At 61.8% G+C, this 23,124-nt stretch carries 20 protein-coding genes and 3 pseudogenes; 9 read left to right on the top strand and 14 right to left on the bottom strand.

Translation table 11 applies throughout. From position 1 onward, the window contains the following. A partial coding sequence (locus AB4Y44_RS29215) for an Nramp family divalent metal transporter (protein ID WP_368685564.1) occupies window positions 1–1,660 on the bottom strand: 1,660 nt, incomplete at its 3' end. 111 nt (window positions 1,661–1,771) lie between these two features. Continuing rightward, complete coding sequence (locus AB4Y44_RS29210; protein ID WP_342949268.1) at window positions 1,772–1,921, bottom strand: hypothetical protein; 150 nt, start codon at window positions 1,919–1,921, stop codon at window positions 1,772–1,774. A 1,431-nt stretch (window positions 1,922–3,352) separates the two neighbouring features. Between AB4Y44_RS29210 and AB4Y44_RS29205 the strand changes: the two genes are divergently transcribed. Next, entirely contained in the window at window positions 3,353–4,840 is a 1,488-nt protein-coding gene (locus AB4Y44_RS29205; RefSeq protein WP_368685565.1) for a carbohydrate porin, read from the top strand. Window positions 4,841–5,288: 448 nt separating this feature from the next. Here the strand turns inward: AB4Y44_RS29205 and AB4Y44_RS29200 are convergent, their stop codons facing one another. Both AB4Y44_RS29200 and AB4Y44_RS29195 read right to left on the bottom strand, forming a co-directional pair. Next, window positions 5,289–6,377: a hypothetical protein gene (locus AB4Y44_RS29200; RefSeq protein WP_368701547.1), complete on the bottom strand. Its 1,089-nt coding sequence runs from the start codon at window positions 6,375–6,377 to the stop codon at window positions 5,289–5,291. Between the two features lie 8 nt (window positions 6,378–6,385). Continuing rightward, window positions 6,386–6,664 carry a metal-sensing transcriptional repressor gene (locus AB4Y44_RS29195; protein WP_368701546.1) on the bottom strand — a complete coding sequence of 93 codons (279 nt, stop codon included), beginning with the start codon at window positions 6,662–6,664 and terminating at the stop codon, window positions 6,386–6,388. 548 nt (window positions 6,665–7,212) lie between these two features. On the opposite strand from AB4Y44_RS29195, the gene AB4Y44_RS29190 reads away from it, so the two are divergent. Then, window positions 7,213–7,743, top strand: a complete 531-nt coding sequence (locus AB4Y44_RS29190) for a sigma-70 family RNA polymerase sigma factor (protein WP_368701553.1) — start codon at window positions 7,213–7,215, stop codon at window positions 7,741–7,743. Further along, entirely contained in the window at window positions 7,733–8,548 is an 816-nt protein-coding gene (locus tag AB4Y44_RS29185) for an anti-sigma factor (RefSeq protein ID WP_368701545.1), read from the top strand. The genes AB4Y44_RS29190 and AB4Y44_RS29185 overlap by 11 nt, the downstream gene beginning before the upstream one ends. A 123-nt stretch (window positions 8,549–8,671) precedes the next feature. On the opposite strand, the gene AB4Y44_RS29180 is transcribed toward AB4Y44_RS29185, so the two are convergent. Further along, entirely contained in the window at window positions 8,672–9,883 is a 1,212-nt protein-coding gene (locus AB4Y44_RS29180) for a hypothetical protein (protein ID WP_368701544.1), read from the bottom strand. Window positions 9,884–10,344: 461 nt separating this feature from the next. Between AB4Y44_RS29180 and AB4Y44_RS29175 the strand changes: the two are divergent. Beyond that, window positions 10,345–11,053, top strand: a pseudogene (locus AB4Y44_RS29175) (IS6 family transposase). Between the two features lie 448 nt (window positions 11,054–11,501). Here the strand turns inward: AB4Y44_RS29175 and AB4Y44_RS29170 are convergent. The 4 genes and pseudogenes from AB4Y44_RS29170 to AB4Y44_RS29155 form a co-directional block, all read right to left on the bottom strand. Next, window positions 11,502–12,626: a VIT1/CCC1 transporter family protein gene (locus AB4Y44_RS29170; protein ID WP_368701552.1), complete on the bottom strand. Its 1,125-nt coding sequence runs from the start codon at window positions 12,624–12,626 to the stop codon at window positions 11,502–11,504. Window positions 12,627–12,706: 80 nt separating this feature from the next. Then, window positions 12,707–13,273, bottom strand: coding sequence for a cytochrome b (locus tag AB4Y44_RS29165; protein ID WP_368701543.1), 567 nt, complete (start codon window positions 13,271–13,273; stop codon window positions 12,707–12,709). Window positions 13,274–13,454: 181 nt separating this feature from the next. Beyond that, window positions 13,455–14,399 (bottom strand): cation diffusion facilitator family transporter, encoded by a 945-nt coding sequence (locus AB4Y44_RS29160; protein WP_368701542.1) that lies wholly within the window; start codon window positions 14,397–14,399, stop codon window positions 13,455–13,457. A gap of 376 nt (window positions 14,400–14,775) precedes the next feature. Further along, window positions 14,776–15,484: pseudogene (locus tag AB4Y44_RS29155) on the bottom strand (IS6 family transposase). Window positions 15,485–15,678: 194 nt separating this feature from the next. On the opposite strand from AB4Y44_RS29155, the gene vapB reads away from it, so the two are divergent. The 5 genes and pseudogenes from vapB to AB4Y44_RS29130 all read left to right on the top strand — a co-directional run. Further along, on the top strand, window positions 15,679–15,915 hold the full coding sequence (gene vapB / locus AB4Y44_RS29150; RefSeq protein WP_368697000.1) for a type II toxin-antitoxin system VapB family antitoxin: 237 nt from the start codon (window positions 15,679–15,681) through the stop codon (window positions 15,913–15,915). Next, a complete protein-coding gene (locus AB4Y44_RS29145) occupies window positions 15,915–16,316 on the top strand; it encodes a type II toxin-antitoxin system VapC family toxin (protein ID WP_368701541.1) in 402 nt (133 codons plus the stop codon). Before vapB ends, AB4Y44_RS29145 begins: the two co-directional genes overlap by 1 nt. Before the next feature lie 8 nt (window positions 16,317–16,324). Continuing rightward, complete coding sequence (locus AB4Y44_RS29140; protein ID WP_368701540.1) at window positions 16,325–16,663, top strand: hypothetical protein; 339 nt, start codon at window positions 16,325–16,327, stop codon at window positions 16,661–16,663. Window positions 16,664–16,909: 246 nt separating this feature from the next. Next, the gene (locus AB4Y44_RS29135; protein ID WP_368701539.1) at window positions 16,910–17,467 is read left to right on the top strand and encodes a hypothetical protein; all 558 of its coding nucleotides are present in this window, start codon (window positions 16,910–16,912) and stop codon (window positions 17,465–17,467) included. 374 nt (window positions 17,468–17,841) lie between these two features. Beyond that, window positions 17,842–18,171 (top strand): annotated as a pseudogene (locus AB4Y44_RS29130) (LysR substrate-binding domain-containing protein); the annotation flags it as partial. Window positions 18,172–18,547: 376 nt separating this feature from the next. Here the strand turns inward: AB4Y44_RS29130 and AB4Y44_RS29125 are convergent. The 5 genes from AB4Y44_RS29125 to AB4Y44_RS29105 form a co-directional block, all read right to left on the bottom strand. Further along, window positions 18,548–19,000: a TIGR02594 family protein gene (locus AB4Y44_RS29125; RefSeq protein WP_342919952.1), complete on the bottom strand. Its 453-nt coding sequence runs from the start codon at window positions 18,998–19,000 to the stop codon at window positions 18,548–18,550. A 199-nt stretch (window positions 19,001–19,199) separates the two neighbouring features. Next, a complete protein-coding gene (locus AB4Y44_RS29120; RefSeq protein ID WP_342919951.1) occupies window positions 19,200–19,991 on the bottom strand; it encodes an ABC transporter permease in 792 nt (263 codons plus the stop codon). Further along, the gene (locus AB4Y44_RS29115) at window positions 19,988–20,743 is read right to left on the bottom strand and encodes an ABC transporter ATP-binding protein (protein WP_342919950.1); all 756 of its coding nucleotides are present in this window, start codon (window positions 20,741–20,743) and stop codon (window positions 19,988–19,990) included. The genes AB4Y44_RS29120 and AB4Y44_RS29115 overlap by 4 nt, the downstream gene beginning before the upstream one ends. Continuing rightward, window positions 20,740–22,035: an acyl-CoA thioesterase/bile acid-CoA:amino acid N-acyltransferase family protein gene (locus tag AB4Y44_RS29110; RefSeq protein WP_368701538.1), complete on the bottom strand. Its 1,296-nt coding sequence runs from the start codon at window positions 22,033–22,035 to the stop codon at window positions 20,740–20,742. The genes AB4Y44_RS29115 and AB4Y44_RS29110 overlap by 4 nt, the downstream gene beginning before the upstream one ends. Further along, the gene (locus AB4Y44_RS29105; RefSeq protein WP_342919948.1) at window positions 22,032–23,120 is read right to left on the bottom strand and encodes an ABC transporter substrate-binding protein; all 1,089 of its coding nucleotides are present in this window, start codon (window positions 23,118–23,120) and stop codon (window positions 22,032–22,034) included. The genes AB4Y44_RS29110 and AB4Y44_RS29105 overlap by 4 nt, the downstream gene beginning before the upstream one ends. Window positions 23,121–23,124 lie beyond the last annotated feature (4 nt).

Here is a 23,124-nt window from a genome sequence, read left to right as displayed (position 1 = left end):
AGTGAATGGCCATCTGCACGACCTTCACGATCACGAGACCCACTGCGACGACGAGGTAGGTGCGCAGCACGCCCATCCACACGCGTGTCGACAGCGTCAGGTGCTGCGGCGCCGGCAGGTCTTCGAGCGGCGACATGCGCCACGTGTTGCGCAACTCCTTCAGGGCCGGCTTGTTGAGCGGAGCCGCATCATGGCCGACAGTTCCACCGCGCAACTTTCGCGAGAGTTCCACCGCTGCGTACACCGCTGCGGCAAGCCCGCATCCGCCTACGAGAATCTTGATAATTGCCGCACCGCTGATATCCGGATAAACCGTGGCCGCCGTCAGGATGATCGACAGCACGACGAGCACGGCAATCACTGCACCCGTGAACACGTTCAGCTTCTTCGAATTCACCCACGGGCCGAGCACCGCCTTGTCATTACAGAGCAGCAACAGGAACACCGTTGCGCTCGGCAGCAGCACGCCGGCCAGCGTCTGCACAGCCTCAGTCAGGAGGCCGAGCGGGCTGCCGGGAATCAGCACGAGGGCCGCCGCGAGCGCGATGATGCCAAAGTAGACGAGATAGAAACCCTTCGCGTCGAGCACGCTGCGGTGCAGCGAGTGCTTGACCTTGAAGACATCGCCAATCGCATAGGCCGTCGAGAGCGAAACGGCGGCGGCGCCAATGATCGACGCGTCGAGCAGCGCCACGGCGAAGATCGTGGCCGAGGTCTGGCCGACGTACTTGTGCAGACCCGCAATCACGCCACCCGCGTCGGTGAAGTTGCCGAACTCTGGCTTGCCGTCAAAGAGCGCGGCGGTGAAGGCCATCATCGCCACAGCGCCGACGATCACGAACGCGATACCGATCCAGAGGTCTACTTTCTCGTACTTCATGAAGCGCGGGGTAATGCGCTTGTCGATCACGTAACTCTGCTGGAAGAACAGTTGCCACGGCGCGACGGTCGTGCCGACGATGCCGATCACGAGCAGCATCACGTCGGAGAGCTTCGAATTCGCCGGCCAGGTCGGCACGAAGAAGTCGCGCGCGATAACGCCCACAGGCGGGTGAATCGAAACGAGCACCGGGATCAGCAGCAGACTCAACAGGCACAGCACGATCGCGAAGCGTTCGAAGCGCCGGAAGTCGCCCGTACTGACCGCCGCCATCGTCAGTACCGCGGCGATGCAGACACCGAGAACCTTCGAGACGCCGAGAAAGTCGAGCGCAAACGTAATGCCGATGAACTCGGTGACGATCGTGAGCGCATTGAGCAGAAAAAGATCGATGACGCTGAAGGCGCCCCAGAACTTGCCGAAGCGTTCGAAGATGAGGCGTGCGTGGCCGACGCCGGTCACGGCGCCCAGGCGCAGGACCATTTCCTGGTTCACATAGAGAACCGGAATCAGCAGCGCGAGCGTCCAGAGCAGCGACGTGCCGTAGTTCTGCCCCGCCTGCGTATAAGTGCCGAAGGCGCCGGCGTCGTTATCGCCGACCATGACAATGAGACCAGGGCCGAGGATGGCGAGCAGCGTACGCAGGCGCGCCATCCCGTTGCTGCGCGGAGCGGTGTCGTGGCGGGCGATGGTGCCGAGGGCGCCTTTGATATCGCCCACGTGCGCGTCGTCGAGCACGGCACTCCGACGTTGCGTGATGTTTGCAGGAGTGGTGGACATCTGTATTTATTCCTTAGTAGTACTTTTTTGAATTTAATGATTGAGACGTGGCGCTGCCCCGCCGACTGCTGGTGCAGGAGCAGGGGCAGAAGTCGGCGACGCCAGGCCGTGTCAGCGAACGAGCTTTTTGAGTGCCGTCCAGACGGCAGCGACTACGCCAGTTGAACCGTGCGAATGTGAGTCGAGCCCGAGCATGCCGTTGTAGTGCGTGCGAGCTTCTTCGACGTGCGGGAGCTGCGAAACGAGGAGAGCGAAGTGCATGGTGATTCCTCCAGATGCCTGAAACGTGGCGCCATCGATCAGGCGTGCCTTCGTTTCGCTGCACGCGGGGCAATATGCCCAGGCGTGTGGGAGGAACGTATGCGGCCAGATGTCAGGCGAAGTGGCCCGCGTTCTGCGAGAACGCAAGGCGAGATGTGCAGGGTTTAGGCTCAGGGTCGGGCATCGTGAGCTCCTCTTTCATTTGGGTCCGGTTCATGTTTGACGGACGTTTTACCGCACGCCGGTTCCGGCGCGGTGTTGCGCGCGCGAAAACGGCGTGAACAAGCGGCGGCGCGAGCCAATGGCGCGACGCGGGTCGTGTTGACGAACGTGCGTGACAGCACGCGCGTGAACGACGGCGGCCAATCGAAGAGATGCGCGGGAAAAACTGCGAAAGCTACTGCGGCGCGCACCGTCTGCCTGCTGGCAGGACGGCGGCTAGGGAAAAATCCAGGCGGGCGTCGTGCCGGTCAGGCAGAAAAACGATTCGAAGGTCGACTACTACAACTGTCCAAGGCAAATGCCCCTTTCGTGGAAACACGCGAATTCTAGTGACGACGCGCAAGCCGAGTCAACGACTATTTCAAAGATTTTTCTTTCGAATCTGTTACTCCGGTGGATGCAAATCATTCACATAACTCTTTGTTTCGCATTCATGCAGTGCAGACCGTTGCCCGCAGGTGCGTTGTGTATCCCTTTGAAGCTACTAAGCACTGCGTGACAATTTCTCCTTGCACGTTCACAGAGGGCGCGCATAGAATCCGCCCTGTCTTAGAAACAGGAGAGTCCTTCGTGGACGCAAGCTCTAGTAGTCGATCTTGTATGCCGGCGTGTGCCGGCAACCAGACTGCAATCGCGCGTTAGCGACGCCGGACTTTCCCTCCTGCCGCTGACCCCGATTGACGGGTCAGCGCGCTTCTTCCGGACCGCCCGTGCGGTCTGTCTGTAGCTCGCTCCCTTTTTGCTTAAGCCCGCCGACAGCGCCCGACTTCGCTGACGGTGTGCCACTTATCGAACGTTGCCCGGCCAGGCCGGGCTCGACGGGAGTTGAATCATGCATACCGAACGCTTTCTCCGCGTCTCACGCACTTACCTGCGTGCGACGCTGGCCATCGCACCGCGCCGCGAACCTGACGGACCAGGCCAGCTCTGGGGGCACCCAGGTGCCCGCCCAGCTAACGCAGTGCGACGCGACACCTCGGTCGCGGCCCTCTGGACGACCTCAAAACGCAACGCTGGCGGTACATCATGGCCCGCCTGAGCTGGCTGTTGTGAAGACGATTCAACAACACTGTGACCTCGCGGCGAGTTGACGCCGGACACCTTCCTGCTTCGGCGCCGCTCATTCATCGGTTCGTTTCCCAAAAGAAAGCAAAAATGATCTCCTTTGGCACGCCCACACAAAACGACAATAGCATTGACAGCCGATGTATGCTCGCTCCGCCCTCGCGCGTAAAGCCGGCCTGCGCCGCCGCGGCGCTGCTGGTGGCACTGGCCGCCGGCACAACCGATCCGGCTTACGCACAGTCGGCGTCTGCCGCCCCGGTTGCGGCAGACCACGACGTTGCCGCAACTACAAACACCGACACAAGCGCGGCATCGGCCGGGGCCGCCGCCGCGCCGACCGGCTTCTGGGAGCGCTCTAACCTGCTCGGCGACATGGGCGGACTGCGCACGCTACTGGGCGATCACGGCATCACGTTCAACGCGCAGGAAACCAGCGAGCTCTACGGCAACTTCTCCGGCGGTATCTCGAAGGGCGCTTCATACAACGGCGCCACTCAGTTCGGCCTTAGCGTCGATACTGACAAGGCGCTCGGCCTGAAGGGCGGCACCTTCTTCGTCGATGCCCTGCAGATTCACGGACACGGCATCACGGCGGCACGCCTGAACGCGCTGCAAGCCGTGAGCGGCGTCGAAGCCGAAGCGTCGACGCGTTTGTGGGAACTCTGGTACCAGCAGGCGATAGGTGACAAATTCGACGTCAGGATCGGCCAGCAGAGCCTTGATCAGGAATTCATCATCAGCCAGTACGGCAGCACGTTCGCGAACGCGACTTTCGGCTGGCCCGTCCTGGCCGCCACTGACATGCCTGCGGGCGGCCCTGCCTATCCGCTCTCGTCACTTGGCGTGCGCCTGCGGTTCAAGCCGAGTGACTCGATGACGATTCTCGGCGGCATCTTCGACGGCAACCCCGCGCCGGGCAATGGCGACCCGCAGCAACTCAACGCCAGCGGCACCCGGTTCAACCTGCACAACGGCGTCATGATGATCGGCGAGGTCCAGTACGCGATCAACCAGCCGCCGGCAGGCGGATCTGGTTCGGCACAGCCGGGCGGGCTGCCGGGCACCTACAAGCTGGGCTTCTGGTACAACAACAATCACTTCGCGGATCAGCACCTCGACACGAACGGCATCTCGCTCGCGAGCCCGGCGTCGAACGGCGTGCCGGCCACGCATCGCGGCAACTTCAGCATTTATGCCGTTGCAGACCAGATGGTGTGGCGCCCGAGCGCCGACAGCCCGCAATCGGTCGGCGTATTCACGCGTGTGATGGGCGCGCCGGGCGACCGTAACCTGCTCGACTTCAATCTCAACGCGGGCGTCGTGCTGAAAGCTCCGTTCAAGGGCCGGGACAGCGACTCGGTCGGGCTCGCGGTGAGCTACGCGAACGTCAGCTCGAGCGCGAGCGCACTCGACCGTGACATCGCAACGCTCAAGACGCCGGGCTACCCTGTGCGTTCGGCGGAGACGGTGATCGAGGCGACGTACCAGTATCAGGTTGCGCCGTGGTGGCTGCTGCAGGGCGAACTCCAGTACATCTTCCATCCGGGTGGCGGCATCCCCGACCCGAACAACAGCGGCGCACGCATCGGCAACGAGGCCGTAGCCGGACTGCGGACGGTCGTGACGTTCTGATGGGTTAACGCTCCGCGACGCCCCGGCCTGCCGACGTTCCGCGACCAGGCCGGGAGATACGACCACTAAAACGACGCGCTCGCTCCGTAAATGGTCGCGTGATTGATTGAGGACGACTGTCACTCAGGCGGCCCCAGGGACTGCCGCATTTTGGCGGCCGAAGAGAAATCGGCACGCTGACGCGGTGGACGGATGCGCATCAAATCGCCGGGCATCGACGCATGTGCGTTCGATGGCACTCGATACGACGGATCCGCGCCGTATTGGCGCTCTTACCCCCGCCGAGCCGTTCAGCGGGGGAGTCGGGTCGACATTAGCCGAGCGCAACAGGCAGGGGCCGGCCAATCTTCGGACGGCCAGGTAGCACTCGCGGCCGTCCGTTTGCAGGCAGGAATGAGACGCCTGCTTTTCACCAGCGACGACAGGCCATCTGACCTGGCAGCCAGCCTTACAGCACAGGGAACAACCAGAATGCCAGCCCTACGAGCGCGATAAACACCCCGCTCAGCACCTCGCCATAACGCTCCAATGCGCCCAGTTTGACGCGCTGAAGCGAAGCGGTCGAGTAGACGCAAAGCAGCACGTAGGTCAGGATGGTGCTCGCCGCAAAGACCAGCGCCATGATGACGATGAGGCTCAGTCCGTACTTCCCCGCTGCAAAAAATGCTGGAATACCCTCGATCATGGGCGACGAGCCCAGAATCAGCAGAAGTGCAGTGCGTGACGACGTTTTGCGCTGTGCTCCGTGTGCATGGCCGTGACCATGATGGTCATGGTGGTCGTGATGCTCATGGTCCTCGTGATGATGTTCGTGCTCCGCGAACGCCGTCTGGTACGTGTGCACGTGGTCGCCGTGCTTGAGGGTGACATTGACATCGAATCCATGTGGCTCGGGAATGTCGTCCAGCGACTCCCAATACTCACCGCGTTGTGCGAAGGCAAACGATTGGCGGGTGCCGTCTTCACGTCGTGTTTCAACGGCGACGCTTCTCACCGACGCGGGCCGCGTCGTCGTGAAGCGAAAACGCGGCGGTTGACCGAACTCGTAGATGGACAGATCGAGCACGCCGTCCGCGCCGTAGATCCGCTGCAGTTCGGGGCCGTGAATCCCGTTGGTGGAATCGTTCCCGCCGGCCAGGTGAGAAAAGTCGTGCGTGTACCCATGCGGACCGTGGCGATGTCCATGGCCATCGCCTTTGCGCAGTTCGAGCCATGACGAAATCCCAATCCAGAGTCCAAAGCCAATGAGCGCCACACTGGAAATGGTGTCGACCCAGTGGCCGAACTTCGCCGCTACCGCAACACCTGCCAGCCAGACGATCGCAGCGAGGACGAGCGTCGTGACGACGTGGCCCGTCCCGGCCTGAAGCGCCGCCCGTGCGGTCTTGGCCTTGGTCCAGCCGCGCTGCCGGGCAATGAGCGTGATGGGCACCCAATGGTCGGGAACAATGGTGTGCAGAACGCCCACGACAAGGACTGCACCGACGAGCAGTGTCGCCGAACCCGTATTCAGTTGTTCGAAAGAAAGAAAACTCATGGCTGCTTCTACAGGTATTTGCTGATTTCCTTGAATTCCGCGAGCGCGCCCTTCGCCGACTCGGGGTCAGCTCCGGCCTGCGCTTCAAGGCAATGGTCCACGTGGTCGTGGATGAGCGCCTTCTTGGCGTTGGTGATGGCCTTCTCGATAGCGTGGAGCTGCTGGGCGAGCTCGACGCAGTTGCGGCCAGCTTCGATCATGGCAATCGTGCTGCGCAGGTGCCCTTCGGCGCGCTTGAGGCGCAAAACGATATCGGGGTGCGAAGCGTGGGTCGTGGTCTTGTCCATGTGTGTTATCCTATCCCCCTGGATAGGATAAGTAAACGCCCAGAATGGCTAATCCGAAGTCGCTTCTACGAACCGGGTTTGAGTGGGGCTTTGCGATGTCGAGCGATTGATCGCTTATTGGCATCACAAGGGCAAGGACCCGGAAAGCCTCATTCGCTCGCAAGTTCCCGCTGGAACGCAGCGTGCAGTTTTCTGACGAAAGCGGGCATTCGCCACTTCTGGCTGAACTTCCGCTATATTGGGTCGATTTCGTTTACCGCTTCCAGTATCTGCACGACGGCTGAGTCGGCGGAGAACCTATCATCCGGATGGCTGATCATTCCCGGAATAAGGTGATCGGGCCGATCGTTCTAGCCTAGCGTGGACAGTGTTGGAACGGTCCGTTCATGCGGCGGGATTGTCATGGAATCGACGCAAATCCTGTATGCCATACTCGTGACGCCTGGGCTCGTACCATGGGGCGGCTGTTCGTCGGCGTGTGACCTCAACGCACCGGGTAGCTCGAGCGGTGGCGGTTGGTTACGGCGGCGATGCGCGGCCGACTCGGTGTGAGCTTTGAAGCCGACGTCGTAGGTTTGCTTCCCCAGTTGCGCCGCTTTGCGCGCGCGCTGACGGGCGACCGTGCCTGGGCGGATGACCTGGTGCAGGACACGGCCGAGCGTGCTCTCACGCGCGTGCGCGCGTTTCGTCCAGACAGCAACTTGAAAGCCTGGCTCCTGACGATCCTGCGTCACCTCTACATCGACCAGTTGCGGCGGGGGCGTCACGAGATCGTCGTCGATGAGGAAAGTGCGCCCTGGAATACGCTCGAAATGCCGCGCGGCGACGTGGACTCGCTCACGCTGCGCGACGTTGAGCGCGCGCTTTACCGCCTTCCCCTCGAGCAGCGCGAAGTGCTGTTGCTCGTTTGCGTGGAGGAACTGAGCTACCAGGACGTGTCGTCAGCGCTGAACGTGCCGATGGGCACGGTGATGTCGCGGCTTTCGCGCGCGCGGGAGCATATGCGCACGCTACTCGCCGAGGGTACACCGCAGCGGCTCGCGTCCGTCAAAGCCATGAGGGGTGCCGATGAGCGATAATCTCGACCCCACGGTTAGCTCGGGCTACAGCGAGCGGGAACTGCGTGAGTTCTCGGCCTTCGTCGACGACGAACTGCCCGAAGCGGAGCGCCTGGCAATGATCGAACAACTTTCGGTCGACCGGCGGGCGGCGGGCATCGTGGCAGCCTACAGCGCACAGCGAGCGGCGTTGAGCGAGTTGTTCGCGGACCTGGACAAGCGGACGAGCGGGCCGTGCATTGTGTTGCGCCCGCGTGTGCCATGGTGGCGGCGCGCCGCACTGGCCGCGTGCTGGGTATCACTTGGCGCCGGTCTCGCGTGGCTCGCCGGCAGCTTGTTGCCGTTCGACTGGCTCCCAGGACAAGCTGAGTTCGCCCAACGAGCCAATATCGCCTACGCGGTTTACGCGCCGGAAATACGCCATCCCGTCGAAGTGAGCGCTGCAGACGAGGAGCAGCTGATCGGCTGGTTGGCGCACAGGATGAACCGGCCGTTATCCGCGCCAGCGTTGCATGACCACGGGTTCACGCTTGTGGGTGGGCGGCTGTTGCCCGGCGAGGCGGGGCCGGCGGCCCAGTTGATGTACGAGAACCGTGCCGGCGCACGGCTCACGCTCTATATGACGGCGGTTTCGAAAGACGAGTTGGCGTACGGCATCGTTCGCGACGGCGATCGCCGCACGTTCTATTGGGCTACCAACCATATGGGTTATGCCTTGTCGGGGCAGATTGCGGAGGGGCAGATCGCGGAGGGCCAGTTGCGGGCGATAGCGATTGATGTGTGCGGCAGGCTCGGCGGACACCCCGAGCGTTGGGACTGGGATTGAGACAATGGCATAGGGCATTGCGCCCGTGGAAACGCGGAACTGCCCCGCTCAGCCCCGCGTGCCTTGCAGGGGCGCCATTCGTCGTTCGCAGGGGCAGCGAGCCTGATGGCGCCGCCGGATCCGTCACTGTCTCTCAAACGGCAAGTTCCAGTCCGTGACTGCGTTCGTATTGTCATCGACCGCGGCAAAGTGCACGTGCTCGTGCATCAACCGACCAAACGCGATGCCGAACGCACCGTCCGGTGCCGGATCGATCGGCAGTTGCGCAACGAATTGCCCTTGCGGCGTGAACTCGACGAGTTCGCTCGTCTGTGCCGGATCGGGGTTGATCGCGTCGCCGTTTGAGGTGAAGAGATCGCCGTTCGGTCCTAACGCAAGACCGAGCGCTCCATGCAGGTGCCTGTTGTCCGCGTAGATCACCACGCCCTTGCCGCCGTCATGCTGTGAGGTGCCCGCGCCGAACACCGCAAATATCGCATTGTCGACTATCGACGCAACGTAGAGCACATTGCGCGCCGGATCGTACACGAGCCCGGCCGGCCCGACCTCCACTGCTGCCGCGTCGCCGCGGAACTGGTAGCCGGATGCGACCTGGGTTGCCTTCATGAGGTGCACGCCGTTGGCGTCGACCGTCACGTCGAGCCGCACAACGTTCCCGTCCAGCACGTTCGAGACGAACACTTTCGCGCGATCGCCCTGATCGAAGACTGTCATACCCCATGGTCCATTGATCTTCGCGGCGGTCGTCCATTGCGCGACCATGTTGCCGTTGCGGTTCACGATGATCAGCGAGCCGGGTTTGATGGTGTGGAACGTGCCGTCGGTGGTCGGTGTGTTACCGACCAGCACGAAGCCGCCACGCAACACGTTCAGCGCCATGGTAAGGCCAAGCCCTGGGGGGCCCTGGAAGAACGTCGCGGCCTGCTTCGCGTCCGGCACGATCTTGACGATCGTCGTACCGGTGCCCTGCACGTTCTGCGCATTGTTGAAATTAGACACCAGCAGGTCGCCGGGCGCGATGGTACCGAATGTGGGAAAACCATCCGGCACAAACGCAACGCCATACGGATTCAAGTCACCATTGGCCGGCACGGTGGTCGATGTGACGGCGGGTGGCGGCAACAACGGGACGGAATCTTCGGCGTGCGCAAAGTGTGCTGCGCCGATCGTCGCGCCGCACAGCGCGAACAGCAGCTGGCGCCACAGGCGGCCATGTATGCTGCGCGCGGGGCGGCACGAGTGGGCGACACCTCGTGCGGGTGTGGCCTGCCTGGCTTGCGCGGCACCGGCTGGCGCCGCATGTCGCGGAGCCAGGCGTCTGATGACGGTTTTCATGACTCGACTCTCCACGAAAGCTGCGGCAACCGAATCCACGTACGCGCGACGCCCTACGGGTGGTGCGCTGGCTACCGCGAGCGACCCCGCCTGATGCATCGCCTTTGCAGCACGGCGAGCGCGCGAGCGCCCCTCACCTGCGGCGGGCGATGCTTCAGGCGGTACAGAGGCGGCGTTGTGGCAATGTCTGCGGCAACACCATTCTTGCTGGCACGACCGGTCCAGCAGTCACGGCGGCCCGGCTGCAAGACGCAGGCGACCGCACGTACGCACTAAACGAAGGCGCGCGGCATATATTCCAGCGATCGCGATCGAAATGCGCTTGCCGACGCCTGTGCTCAGCCGTTTTGCTCGTGACGACACTGGACAGTGTCAGGACGAGGCAGCGCGGCTTGGATCTGGTGCAAATCGCGCGGGGCGAACCGGTTAAAGTGTCGGACTGAAAGAATTGAGAACCGACGATGAGCAAGCTGAAAAGCCTGGATGAACTGTTCGCAGGCCGTCACTTTGACCGCGATGTGATCATTCTGTGCGTTCGCTGGTACCTGCGCTACAAGCTTAGCCTGCGCGATCTGGTAGAAATGATGGCAGAACGGGGTCTGTCGCTGGCGCACACGACGATCCTGCGCTGGGTTTGCGCCGGAGTTCGTCAAACGGTGGAACCGCTTTGGCAGGCCCACCGGCCTGTCGTGGCGTGTCGATGAGACCTACCTGAAGATTCGTGGTAAGTGGGTTTACCTTTATCGAGCGGTTGATCGGGCTGGCCTGACGGTTGACTTCACGCTCCGTGCGAAGCGCGACGTGCAGGCGGCAAAAGCCTTTTTCAGGAAGGCGATCAAACATCAAGGCCAGCCACCGAACACAATCACGCTTGATGGCTATGCGGCGTCGCACCGCGCCGTGTGCGAGATAAAGGCCGATGGCTTGCTACCTGGGGACACGAAGGTCCGATCCTCGAAATATCTCAATAAATTGGTCGAACAGGATCACCGGAACATCAAGTCCCGGACGAAAGTCATGCTCGGCTTCAAACGTTTCAGGAACGCGGCGATCACTCTGGCCGGCATTGAGTTGATGCATCGTATTCGCAAGGGCCAATTCAATCTCGCGAAGCTCGGTCTCAAAGATACTGCTGCGGCCGCAGTCTGGGAAGCCGTTCTGTCTGGTTGATGAGGGATCCTTTCTATAAATAAAATCTCGTCCGGACCGCCTATTTGCACCGGAACCACAACGAGAAGCATCCCCATAGCGCGCTGAAATACCGCTCGCCCGCGAGTTTCGGCGCTCGATAGATTCAGCAACCTCAGTGTGAGGCTGTGTCCGGGATTACAGGGTCAACTCCAGAACGGCTCGCTCAGGTGCAAGGGAGTCCAGGGGTCTGCTGCGGGCTGCGTCAGCAGCATTGGGCAGGCATTAAAATCGTTGGGCTCCGTCACTGGCCGATATGACCCGAGCAGTAATAGATTATAAACGGCGTCGGTGAGAGCCAGTTCGGCCTCGCCCCGCTACGTGAATTGATCCCCCTCGCCTCACGGCCTCAACCAGAGCTTCACCGATCATTTCGTCGGCGACCAGCAATGATCGCGAGGCACCGCGTATTCTTTCGTCCCCCTGCTCATCACGAGACTGACACACCCAACAGACGCCCAATGCCGAATGTGAACGCAGCAGCGACAAGCCCAATGACGACCTGGCGAATCGCGGAAAAACTGGCACTGCGTCCATTGAACAGTGATGTGAATACTCCGATGGCCGCCAATGCAAAAATACTCAGGCCTATGCATTGCACGATCGCCGGGGTGCCGGACGTCCACAGGAACGGCATCGCCGGGAAGATCGCGCCGACCGCAAACAGGAGAAACGAAAATCCCGCTGCAGTCCACGGATTGCCACCGAGTTCCGCCGGGTCCAACCCGAGTTCCTCACGCGTGAGCGCGTCCAGTGCCTTGTCCTTGTCGCGCATGATCTGTGCTGCCACGCGCTTCGCTTCGTCGCGCTCCAGGCCTTTGGCGCGGTAGATGAGCCTCAGTTCATGCTCCTCCGCGTCGGGAGTGTGTTCAAGTTCGTCGGCTTCCAGGGCGATCTGCGTTTCCGCAAGTTCGCGTGCATTGGTGACGGACAGCCATTCTCCAAGTGCCATCGAACAGGCGCCTGCGATCAGTCCCGCCAGTGCTGTGAGCAGAATCGCCTTGTTGCCTGTACCGGCGCCAGTCACACCCATGATCAGACAGAAGTTCGATACCAGTCCATCGTTGGCACCGAGCACGGCGGCGCGGAGGTCGTTGCCGGATGACACGCCGCGATGCCAGGATTCCGCTTCGGCAATCTCGGCCCCCTTGGTCGGTTCCGGCTTGTCCGCGTTCACCATGCCCTGCACCACGCTAGCGTGCTGCCGTTCCTCTGCGGACATTGTGGCGGTCTCAGGGTTGCCCGCATATTTATTCCGGTCCGCAAATTCGGCGGCTGCAAGCGTAGGCAGCACAAATTTCGGACCAAAGACACGAACCAGACTCTTCATCATGAAAGTCTTGACACTTTGCCCGTCCGGGACGGGCTGTCCGTTCGCTTTCAGCTTGTCAGCCCACACCTTTGCATGGGTTCGCTCCGCTGCGGCGAGCTCGCCGAAGACCTGCTTCCGGTCAGAGTCCTTCTCGACGTGCGCGAGCGTTTCATAGATCGCCGCGCTATGTCGTTCGTCGGCAAGATGCGCACGGTAACGCTTGAGTTCCTTTCTGGAGGCCATGATGTCGTCCGATGGGTTGTCGGTAACGGAGCTGCTGCTCTGGACGCAGTCCGGCGCGCGGGCGGCGGCGTTTCGAGGGTTCATCGGCTTCTTGCCCCTCTTGCAGGAAGCCAGCGAGGAAGCATCGTGATCAGGACGTCGTCTTTGAGGACAACATGATGGTAAAGAGCAGCGAACGCGTGAAATCCGGCAAGCCACATGATCGTGTCGCCGAGCCATTTGTGGACCGCAGCAAGAGCTGCGCCCGTGTCATGTGAAGTGCCGAACAGGGGTGAAATATCAGCGCCGGCGACAAGCGTCAAGGGATGTCCTTCGAGCCACGCGCCAGCGACGGCAGTCATCGGGAGTGCGAGCAGAAGCAGAAAAAGCATGCATTGGACGGCTATTGCCGTGATACCCATCCAGCGCGAAACCGAGGGTGGCTCGGGACGTGTATCAATCATTCGCCACAGCAAGCGGATGACGGTGAGCGCGAACACACATAATCCAAGCGTCTCGTGGAGTCGCCGGTCTATTTCGTGGACGGACGAATACACGCGCTGTTCGGGTCCGCCTGGCCCGTAGACAAATGCGACGAGGACAAGTATTGCCGTACACCAGTGAAAGAATTGCGTGATCGAGCCGTAACGGGTTCCAGAGCTACCCACGGTTTTTCCCTTTGCTCGTTAGCAGAGTGCCTTACATTAACGCACGCGAATGCGCGACGGGCAACGACACAGGTAGCTGACGTGGCGCATACCTGTTCATGGGCGTACGGCATCGTGGTAGCTGACGCCGAGCACAAACCCTGGAACCGGCTCGGTTCCAGCAGAGGATTGGCTACTTGAGTCAGCTTGACAAGTGAAGCGCGAGTTCGTGGCGATCAATATTTACCTCTCCGAGCGTCGGCCCGCAAACAGGGTCTATGTGCGTCATGACGTTCAGTACCGGCCTCTCGACAAGTTCGCGCTGCACAGCCGTCGAGATTTCATGTGCCTCGACCAGTGACAACCCTGCATCCACTTCGAGGTGAACGTCAACCACGATCATGTCGCCCATCTTGCGCGTTCGAAGATCGTGGAAGCCTGCGAGGCCGGCCATTGCAGCCAGCGTCTCTCGGATAGCAGCGACCTCGTCCTCGTCTGCCGCGCGATCCATGAGGTCATTCAAAGCGGCCCACGCAAATTGCCAACCCATGCGGGCCACCATGACGCCCACGATAAGGGCCGCGACAGGATCGAGAATCGGGTAGCCGAGCAGGCTGCCGACAATGCCGACAGCTGCGACCAGCGACGAGGCGGCATCCGACCGTGCGTGCCAGGCATTCGCGGCCAGCATGCTCGACCGGACACGCCTGGCAACTGCGAGCATGTAACGGAAAAGCAGTTCCTTCGCAACAAGCGCGACTAATGCAACCCACAAGGCTGCCACGTGCACGCGTGGTATCGCCTCGGGATTGCGGAACTTCACTACGGCGGTCCAGAGCATTCCAACGCCGACGGCAAGCAGAAGCAGTCCCAGAAAGAAAGATGCAGCGTTCTCGAAGCGTCGATGTCCATAGGGATGGTCGTCATCGGGACCCTTCCTGCTTTGCTGAGCTGCGAACAGCACAACAAAATCCGAAACGAGGTCTGACAGCGAGTGGACACCGTCGGATAGCAAAGCCTGTGACCTCGCGACGACGCCAATGACAATTTGCGCCAATGAGAGGAGCAGGTTCACGCAAACACTTACCATGGTGCTGCGTTGGGCCGCCGCGTGGTGCTCAATTTCGATCGTTTCTTTAGGGCTCATGCGTCAGGCTCCGCACGTCTCCGACTACACGCGGAGACCAAAAAAATCAACGCGCGAATTATCACATAACCGATCAAAAAAATCCTATAAGCCATTGATTTTTATATAAAATTGAACGACAACGATTCGCAATCTCTTTTTCCTTTCGTTGTCCGTGCAACTGGACGTCAAGTCCGGGGCCCAATTGACCGCGGCGCCCTCGTAAGCAGCCATCGGGTCGTGGCGTTTTGGAGGACTGCCCAGGGTCGGACTTAGCCTAACGCTCTCGGACGCAGTCGGCGAGTTTCCGTCGCTGGACCAAGCTTCGCGTTCGACGGTCGGTTCCGGTGCAAATAGGCGGTCCGGACGAGATTTTATTTATAGAAAGGATCCCTCATCAACCAGACAGAACGGCTTCCCAGACTGCGGCCGCAGCAGTATCTTTGAGACCGAGCTTCGCGAGATTGAATTGGCCCTTGCGAATACGATGCATCAACTCAATGCCGGCCAGAGTGATCGCCGCGTTCCTGAAACGTTTGAAGCCGAGCATGACTTTCGTCCGGGACTTGATGTTCCGGTGATCCTGTTCGACCAATTTATTGAGATATTTCGAGGATCGGACCTTCGTGTCCCCAGGTAGCAAGCCATCGGCCTTTATCTCGCACACGGCGCGGTGCGACGCCGCATAGCCATCAAGCGTGATTGTGTTCGGTGGCTGGCCTTGATGTTTGATCGCCTTCCTGAAAAAGGCTTTTGCCGCCTGCACGTCGCGCTTCGCACGGAGCGTGAAGTCAACCGTCAGGCCAGCCCGATCAACCGCTCGATAAAGGTAAACCCACTTACCACGAATCTTCAGGTAGGTCTCATCGACACGCCACGACAGGCCGGTGGGCCTGCCAAAGCGGTTCCACCGTTTGACGAACTCCGGCGCAAACCCAGCGCAGGATCGTCGTGTGCGCCAGCGACAGACCCCGTTCTGCCATCATTTCTACCAGATCGCGCAGGCTAAGCTTGTAGCGCAGGTACCAGCGAACGCACAGAATGATCACATCGCGGTCAAAGTGACGGCCTGCGAACAGTTCATCCAGGCTTTTCAGCTTGCTCATCGTCGGTTCTCAATTCTTTCAGTCCGACACTTTAACCGGTTCGCCCCGCGCGATTTGCACCAGATCCTGCAGCCTGGTCTGTGCAGGCATCGGGGCGGCGGCGACCGCACGCATCCGGGGTATGTACACACGCGGATTTACATTGCGCGCTGACTGCGCTATAGTACATCCATAGTACACACATTGGGGGCCGCATGCACACCACCCGCGTATTCAGGAACGGCAACAGCCAGGCCGTCCGCATACCCGCCGATCTGGCCTACGAGCGCAGTGACGTCGAACTCGAAATTGAGCGCGTCGGAGACGAAATCCGTATTCGCCCTGCGCGCCGTCCGCTCAGCGGCGTGCTGAAGAAGTTTGCGAAATTCGGGCCGGATTTCATGGCTGAAGGTCGCGGTGAGCAGGATCAGGCCGAGCGCGAGGGTTTGTGATGCCGCGTTTCATGCTCGATACCAACATGTGCATCTACCTGATGAAAAACCAGCCCGAGCAGGTCGCGCAGCGATTCGCCCAATGCTACGTCGGTGATGTTGTCATGTCCGCTGTGACCTACGCCGAGCTCGAATACGGCGTGAGCGTATGTGAGCACAAGGCACGCGAGCGGCGCAACCTGGCGGCCCTGATCGAGGACATTCCCGTTGCGCCGTTCGACGTGTCCGCGGCACAGGCATACGGTCCGGTGCGCGAGGCGACGCGCGAGCGCAAGAAAGACGCACTCGACAAGCTTATCGCCGCTCACGCGATTTCGCTGGACGTCGTCCTCGTCACAAACAACGAGCGCGACTTCGCCGCCTATCCCGGCATCAAGCTCGAAAACTGGCTGAACGACTAGGACGAACGATGTCTCCTCAAGAAGCCCTCCCGATCATCCGCACCCTCGCGGACGGCATCGATCCGCTTACGGGCGAGGTCCTGTCCGGGCAGAGTCCATTCAACCAGCCGGACGTCATCCGCGCGCTGTTTGCGGCCGCGCAGGCACTCGGAGAGCTGACGGGCAACGCAGCGCCACGCGAGAAGAGAGCGGCGAAAGCAGGCACATCCTGGCCCCCGGAAGAGGATCACAGACTGCTGGAGAGTTTCGACGCCGGGGCCGATGTCAAAGAGCTGGCCGCCGCGCACGGTCGCACCACCGGGGCGATCAAGTCGCGCCTGGTCAAGCATGGGCGTATTGAACGATAAAGTGAGCGACCGGCACTGCCGATAGTTGGTAAGAGGATCAGCGAAACGGAGAACAACGTGTTGAAAACCTGTTTGAGACGCCTGGCCTGCGTGATCGGGATGCACGAATGGGAAGAGGGGCATCATTACCAGATCGTTCTGAACGATATCGGTGCCGGCTATTGCACATGCCGTCATTGTGGCAGGACGCGCTAAGCCGATCCGTCCGCGCTAACACGAACGGATAGTACGTAGAAAAAATCGCAAGTGATGGACAAAGCGCGAATACCTGAACCAATTTGTCACGGCGAATCCGACGTCGAGCCGTTCGAGACGTATTTCGAACGCTGGCCTGCCGAATACAGCCATGTGCCACCTAGCGTCGTTGAGACTTGGATCTACCGTCATTGGCGGGATTTTCAATGGTGGCTTCCGCTTCGGCCGCTCGAGTGGGCATACGAACTAAAGCAGATGAGTTCCAGCGAAATCCTGACGATCAGCCACGTGGGCAGCTGGCCGGAAACACTCCGATTCTGGGGCGATGACCTCTTTGAGGGGAAAGCGAGGCGCACGACATGGCTGGGGCGCGCCATGTTAACCACCGGGACGACTCCGGCGCCGATGATCGTCGCGCGCGACGCGGGGCGGTACGGCCACCCGAGGGAGGCGAATCTGCCGTTTCTAGAGCCGTATCAGCTTATCGAAGACCATATGAGACTTGCCTACTTGCAAAGCATGATCCGCCATGGAAACCCTCAACTGCGGTCTCATCATGAAGTGATCGTTGCGACGTTGCCGACAGCAATAAAAATTGCTGCCACATAGAGGGAAACGGACGTCCATGCAACGTACCCTTAAACAGACCGGATGGCCGTTGGTCGCCTTTCGCGTGGTAGGTGGTGCCATCCTAGCGTTTATGTATCTCGAGCTGGCCGCTGGCCTTTTGACGTCTGTCCCTGCCTTCACGCATTTTTGGTGGTTGATCCACGCCCTTGATTCCGCCCACGCCCCGTGTCGTAGCGATGATCTCTTAGTCCGCGGGGCCGCCTGATCATCGCAAAATGCATCAGGGTCCAGTAATCGTAGTACTGCGGTGGATCATTCGGTTAGGATTGCGTATAAAAACTTCGCTGATTATATTTATGTTAAATTAAATTATCGCTAGAGTGAGTGTGGGGGCCGTCCTCAGGCCCGGACTTCCGTTGGACCTGGCCTTATACAATCCACCTTGCTTCTTCCGCCGCGCCGGTATTGCGGCGCTTGAGAACGCAAGTATCTCCTGGAGATTGGCCTATACCACGGCCAGTCTTCAGAGCCTTTGGTCCGGGGTAGCGGCAGGTTTAGGCATCACATTGAGAACGTCGGCCGGCGTGTCATCGTCGCTGAGAAAACTCGGCGAAAAAGACGGTCTTCCACCGTTGCCGACCGTGGAGCTCTGTCTGCACGCCGGACGTCGCGACACTCCACCGGCCCTGGCGGAACTGAATCGGGTCGTGATTGAGAATGCGACTGCAAACCTTAGTTCATGAGCCGCGAAATCTACTGGTTGCCCACAAGAAACGTGAACCGATTTCCGGTAGTATCGCGCGTGAACCCCTTATCTGCCGTGACTCGCTATCTAGTCGAGCGAAAACATCGAGAGCTGATGATCTCTGGAATTTCGCGCGCGAACGTCTCATCCCGACGCGGTGACGGACAGCCACAATTGATGCACGGCAGCGCTTGTGTGTCGTCCACGGTCACTGGCCGGCGCCAGAGATCGGCAAGCGAAGTTGGATAGCAATCGCTCTGCCACTTCGGGCTCTTGACGGGCAATACATCCGCCCGCGGCGGTCGGCAACAGCCGACCCACAAGGCACACAGGCATCGACCCAAAGCGGTTTTTCGTCGACGAGCATGGAACCATCAGGAAGGCTCTGGCCACCTATAGCCGAGCACCGAGGCAACCGGATAAGCTAGCTCGCGAACCTCATCCAACTGGTTTCCACCAAGGAGATAAATGAACGCTTCGTCGTGGCGAAGGTAGAAGCCTACATGTCCCTTCCAGCTTGTCGGATCGTCGCGCATCAACACAGTCACGCAGCCATAGACCGGGCCATCAAGGGCGACGCCCCAATCAAGCCAGGACCGAGCCAAGGCTGATCGCGTCCCCCGAACTCCTGCACCTGCCAGGCACCAGTTAATAAATGAGGAACACCAGGAGATCTTGTCGTCGTAGCCAACGAGGTTTGTCTGGTCGTTATATTCGACTATCCGTGGATTGGTTTCGCCGACCGGAAAACGTCTGACGCCACATTCGGCAATCGCCAACGGCATCCAGACAGGTTCGGCGGCACTGTCTCTGATATCTGTAATCATTCGCGTTGGACGGATTTTTGCGTTGTCCCGGAGATTGTCACCGATTCGAGCCACTTGGTCGACCGTGCCTTCCAGGCCCGGTGAGCGCGCCCCGTGGCTTGTATCCGCGGCCAGGAATCTCCCCCAGCAAAAGCCTTGCTTAACCGCGGCGCTCATATAGCCATGACGAACCCGCGCTTTGCGTCGACGATCACTCTATTCAGCCGCGCGCGTCGCCGTCACTGCGTTCCCAGAACACCACGTGGCGCTGCACGGCGCGCACGCACTGCGCGCCGCTCACGCCTATCACGGCCAGCAGCACCACGCCCGCGAACATCGTCGCGACGCTCATGTTTACCGAAGCCGAGCTGATCAGATAGCCGAGCCCGCGCTGCGAAGAGAGAAACTCGCCCACCACCGCGCCAATCAGCGCGAGCGACACGCCGATCTGCAGGCCACTGAAAATCTCGGGCGCGGCGCAAGGCAGCTTCACATGAAAGAACAAAAAGGCGCGCGACGCCGAAAACGCGCGGCAGGCATCGAGCAGGTCGGGATCGGCGCGTTTCAGGCCGTTCACGGTATTCACGAACAGCGGAAAAAAGCAGACCAGCACGACGAGGACCACTTTCGAGGCACTGCCGTAACCGCACCAGACCAGTATGATCGGCCCGAGCGCAACCTTCGGCATGGCCTGCAAACCAGCCAGCAGCGGAAACACGAAGCGCTCGAACACGCGCGATTCCGCCAGCACCGCGCCGGTCACGACGGCGAGCACGCTGCCGATTGCATAGCCGAGCAGGGTCTCGCCCAGCGTCGCGCCGATGTGCGGCCAGAGCGTGCCGTCCGCGAAGCCCGTAGCGAGCGCCTTCCAGACTTCTGCTGGCGCGGGCAGTACATAGTCGGGGATCGACCAGCCCACCACGATGGCCTGCCAGCAGGCCACGGCCGCCGCAAGGCTCGCGAGCGGGTAGCACACAGCGGGCAACCCGCCGCGGGTTCGTAGCGCCTTCATTGGAAATGCCTCCGCAAATACGCGCACGCCTCGACGAATGCCGCCGAACTGAGCGTATCCGCATCGCGCGGGCGCGCGAGCGGCACGGCCAGTTCGTCGACGATGCGGCCCGGCCGCGCCGACATGACGAGCACGCGGTCAGCCAGAAAAACCGCTTCGGGAATACTGTGCGTGATGAACAGCACCGACTTGCGCTGCGCGAGCCAGATGCGCTGCAACTCCAGCGTGAGCCGCTCGCGCGTGAGCGCGTCGAGCGCGGCAAACGGTTCATCCATCAGCAGGAGTTCGGGATCGTGTAGCAGCATGCGGGCGATGCCCACGCGCTGCTGCATGCCGCCCGAAAGCTCGGCGGGATAGTTGTGCGCGAAAGCATCGAGGCCGACGAGCTTCAACAGTTCGGCCGCCCTTCCCCGCGCACTCTCCATCGCCAAACCCAGTGTGTGCGCGGGCAACAGCACGTTGTCGAGCACGTTGCGCCACGGCAGCAGGTTCGGCTTCTGGAACGCCACGCCCACCTGGCGGCACGGCTTCGCCAGCGGCGCGCCGCCCACGCTCGCACGCCCTGACGTCGGCGCGATCAGGGCGGCCGCCACTTTCAGCAGCGTGGACTTGCCACAGCCGGAAGGCCCCAGCAGCGCGACGAACTCGCCCTCCGCTATACGCAGGTCGACATCGAGCAGCGCGTCGATGGCGCCCGTGCGCGTGCGGTAGCGGACCGAGACGCCCTCGGCCTGAAAGGCGCTGGCCGTCATCGCGTGCGCCTCGCGGCGTCGAGAAACTGCAATACGCTCGACCACGATGCCTCGTTTGCGCGGGCATTCGCCGCCGGCGTGCCGCCCGCCGTGATCGGCACGCCCGCAACCGGGTGAACGCGCGCGATCTGCGTGGTCGGCGTATGCGGGAACAGGATCGAATGGCCCGCGCCTTCGTAGCGCAAATGCTCGACAGGGTGCGCGAAGCCGCGTGCGCGCAGGTCCGCGGTAATCGTGTCGGCGTAGCGCGACGATGGCCAGAAGCCGTCGTCGGTGCCCGAAATGAGCAGGATGGGCCCCGCAATGCGCTCCACAGGAATCCGCGCACGCGCCACGGCTGCGGCGTCGCGTAGCGCGGATTCGAAGGCCGGCGCCTGGCGCACCGGTGCGCCTGGCGTGGGAGGATGCCGGAATGCGGACCAGTCCGCCTGCGCGTTGTCTTCCCAGACATGCGCGAGCGGCCGCCCATCGAGCGTCCACGCCACCGCATCCGGCGGCTCGCCCGGCGCGCCCGCGCGCAGCGTGCCGTGCAGCACGGCGCTGGGCACATAGCCGATCACGGCCGAGACACGCTCAGGCCACGTTGCCGCCAGCAGCAAGGCCAGCTCGCCGCCGCGCGACTGCCCCGCCACGGCCACGAAGCCGTTCTCGGGCTGCACGCTTGCGCGCAGCCAGTCGAGCGCGGCCGCGAAGTATTCGAGCGGCGTGCGCGAGATCGCGCTGGGCAAACCCGGCGCGTTGAAATAGCCGAGAGCGAGCGCGGCGTAGCCGTGCGCGGCATAGAGCGCCGCACGCGGCTCGTTGATGCCGCCGCCCGAGCCGTTCAGCACGACCACAGCCGGATGCGGCCCAGGCGTTGCCGGCGTGAACAGCGTGCCCACTACGCCCGCCTCGCGAATCTCGCGACGTGTGACGCCTTCGGCCAGATACTGCTGCACGAAGTCCGCCGTGGCGCTCGCACCTGCCGTGTCGCGTGCCTCCAGCTGGATAGTGAGGGGCTCGATGCTTTCGGGCCGCGTTGGCTGGCTCACGCACTGCATCGACCAGACGATGCCCATCGCCTGCACGCCGCTGCCCGCGTAATCGCCCGACACGGGCGCTGCCTCGCTCAGGTCGACGCGGCCGTTTACGTCGGCCGTGAAGCGGTTCGTGCTGACCCACTCGCTGCCGTCGGGCATGGCGAGCCGCGCGGTCAACTCCACCTGCGCATGCGGGCCGAAGCCCGCGAGCACGATGCGTCGCGCCACGTCGATCAGCGCGACGCGCGGCGTCACCTCAATGCGCGCGCTCATGGCAGTTGCCGGGCGCGTTCGCGCAGCGCGGCCTCGTCGAAGTGGCTGAAGTCGGCTACGAACTGGTTCGAGAACAGTTGATCGAGCGGCACATTGCCCTGCGCGAATTCGCCCACATGCTGCATCTGCGCGAGGTTCGCGCGCACGGCCGGCAGGTCATACGCGCCTGGCTGGCGCGGCTTGCCGTCGGCGGTGCGCAGCACGCGGTCCAGCCGGCGCTTCAGCAGTTCTTCGGCCACGCGCAGGTTCTGCGCCTCGTCGCCCTGCGGCTTCGATTCGGGATGCTCCTCCCAGAACGCCTTCACGCAGTACGCGGGATTCGCGTCGCAGACGATTTGCGCTTCCGTATAAGCGCGGCCGAAGCGCGCGATCAGGTCCGGCCGCTCGGCGAATGTATCGCGATGGGCAATGAAGCCGTTGCCCGCCGTTGCGTCGAACACGGCCGGGTAGCGGATGCGGCGGATCCGCGTGCCCGAGAGTTCGAGCATGTCGTCCCAACTGCTGTTGAAGTTGAGCGCATCGACAGCGCCCGTCTTCAGCGCGTGAAATCCTGCGCCGAGCGAACCGACGGCAACGTAATCGACATTCTTGCCCGGCTCGAGCCCGGCCTCGCGCAGCGCCGCGCGGCCGCCCGGAATCGTGCCCCACGTGAGCGCGCCGACACCGATCTTCTTGTCCTTGAAGTCGGCGAGCGTCGTTACCGGCGAACTCGCGAGCACCGCGAATTCCATCGTGTTGGCAGGCACCCCGTTGTAGAAGTAGCGCACCGGCGGGGGTGTGCCGCCGTTCAGGTAGCTCGACAGCAGCGGCTCCGCGGTCGGGTAGCCGAACGTGATGCGCTTGCTCGCCACCTGCGGAATGAGCGCACCCGCGCCCTGGAACACGACGAGCTTCACGTCGAGCCCTTCGTTCCTGAAGAGGCCGAGCTTGTCGGCGGCCGCATAAGGCGCGCCGTCATGGACGGAGGGTGGAATCGCGAGGCCGACCGTCACGGTGTCGAGCGCGTGCGCGTCGCTCGCGGCGAGCACGAGCAGCGACGTGCCGGCAACGGCGAGCCAGGCGGCAACAATACGTCGTGTTTTCATGAAG

This window comes from Paraburkholderia sp. BR10937, from assembly GCF_040965695.1.
GTDB lineage: Bacteria > Pseudomonadota > Gammaproteobacteria > Burkholderiales > Burkholderiaceae > Paraburkholderia.
The sequence above is the reverse complement of the archived record's forward strand: the minus strand, read 5'-3'. Positions and strand labels throughout refer to the sequence as shown.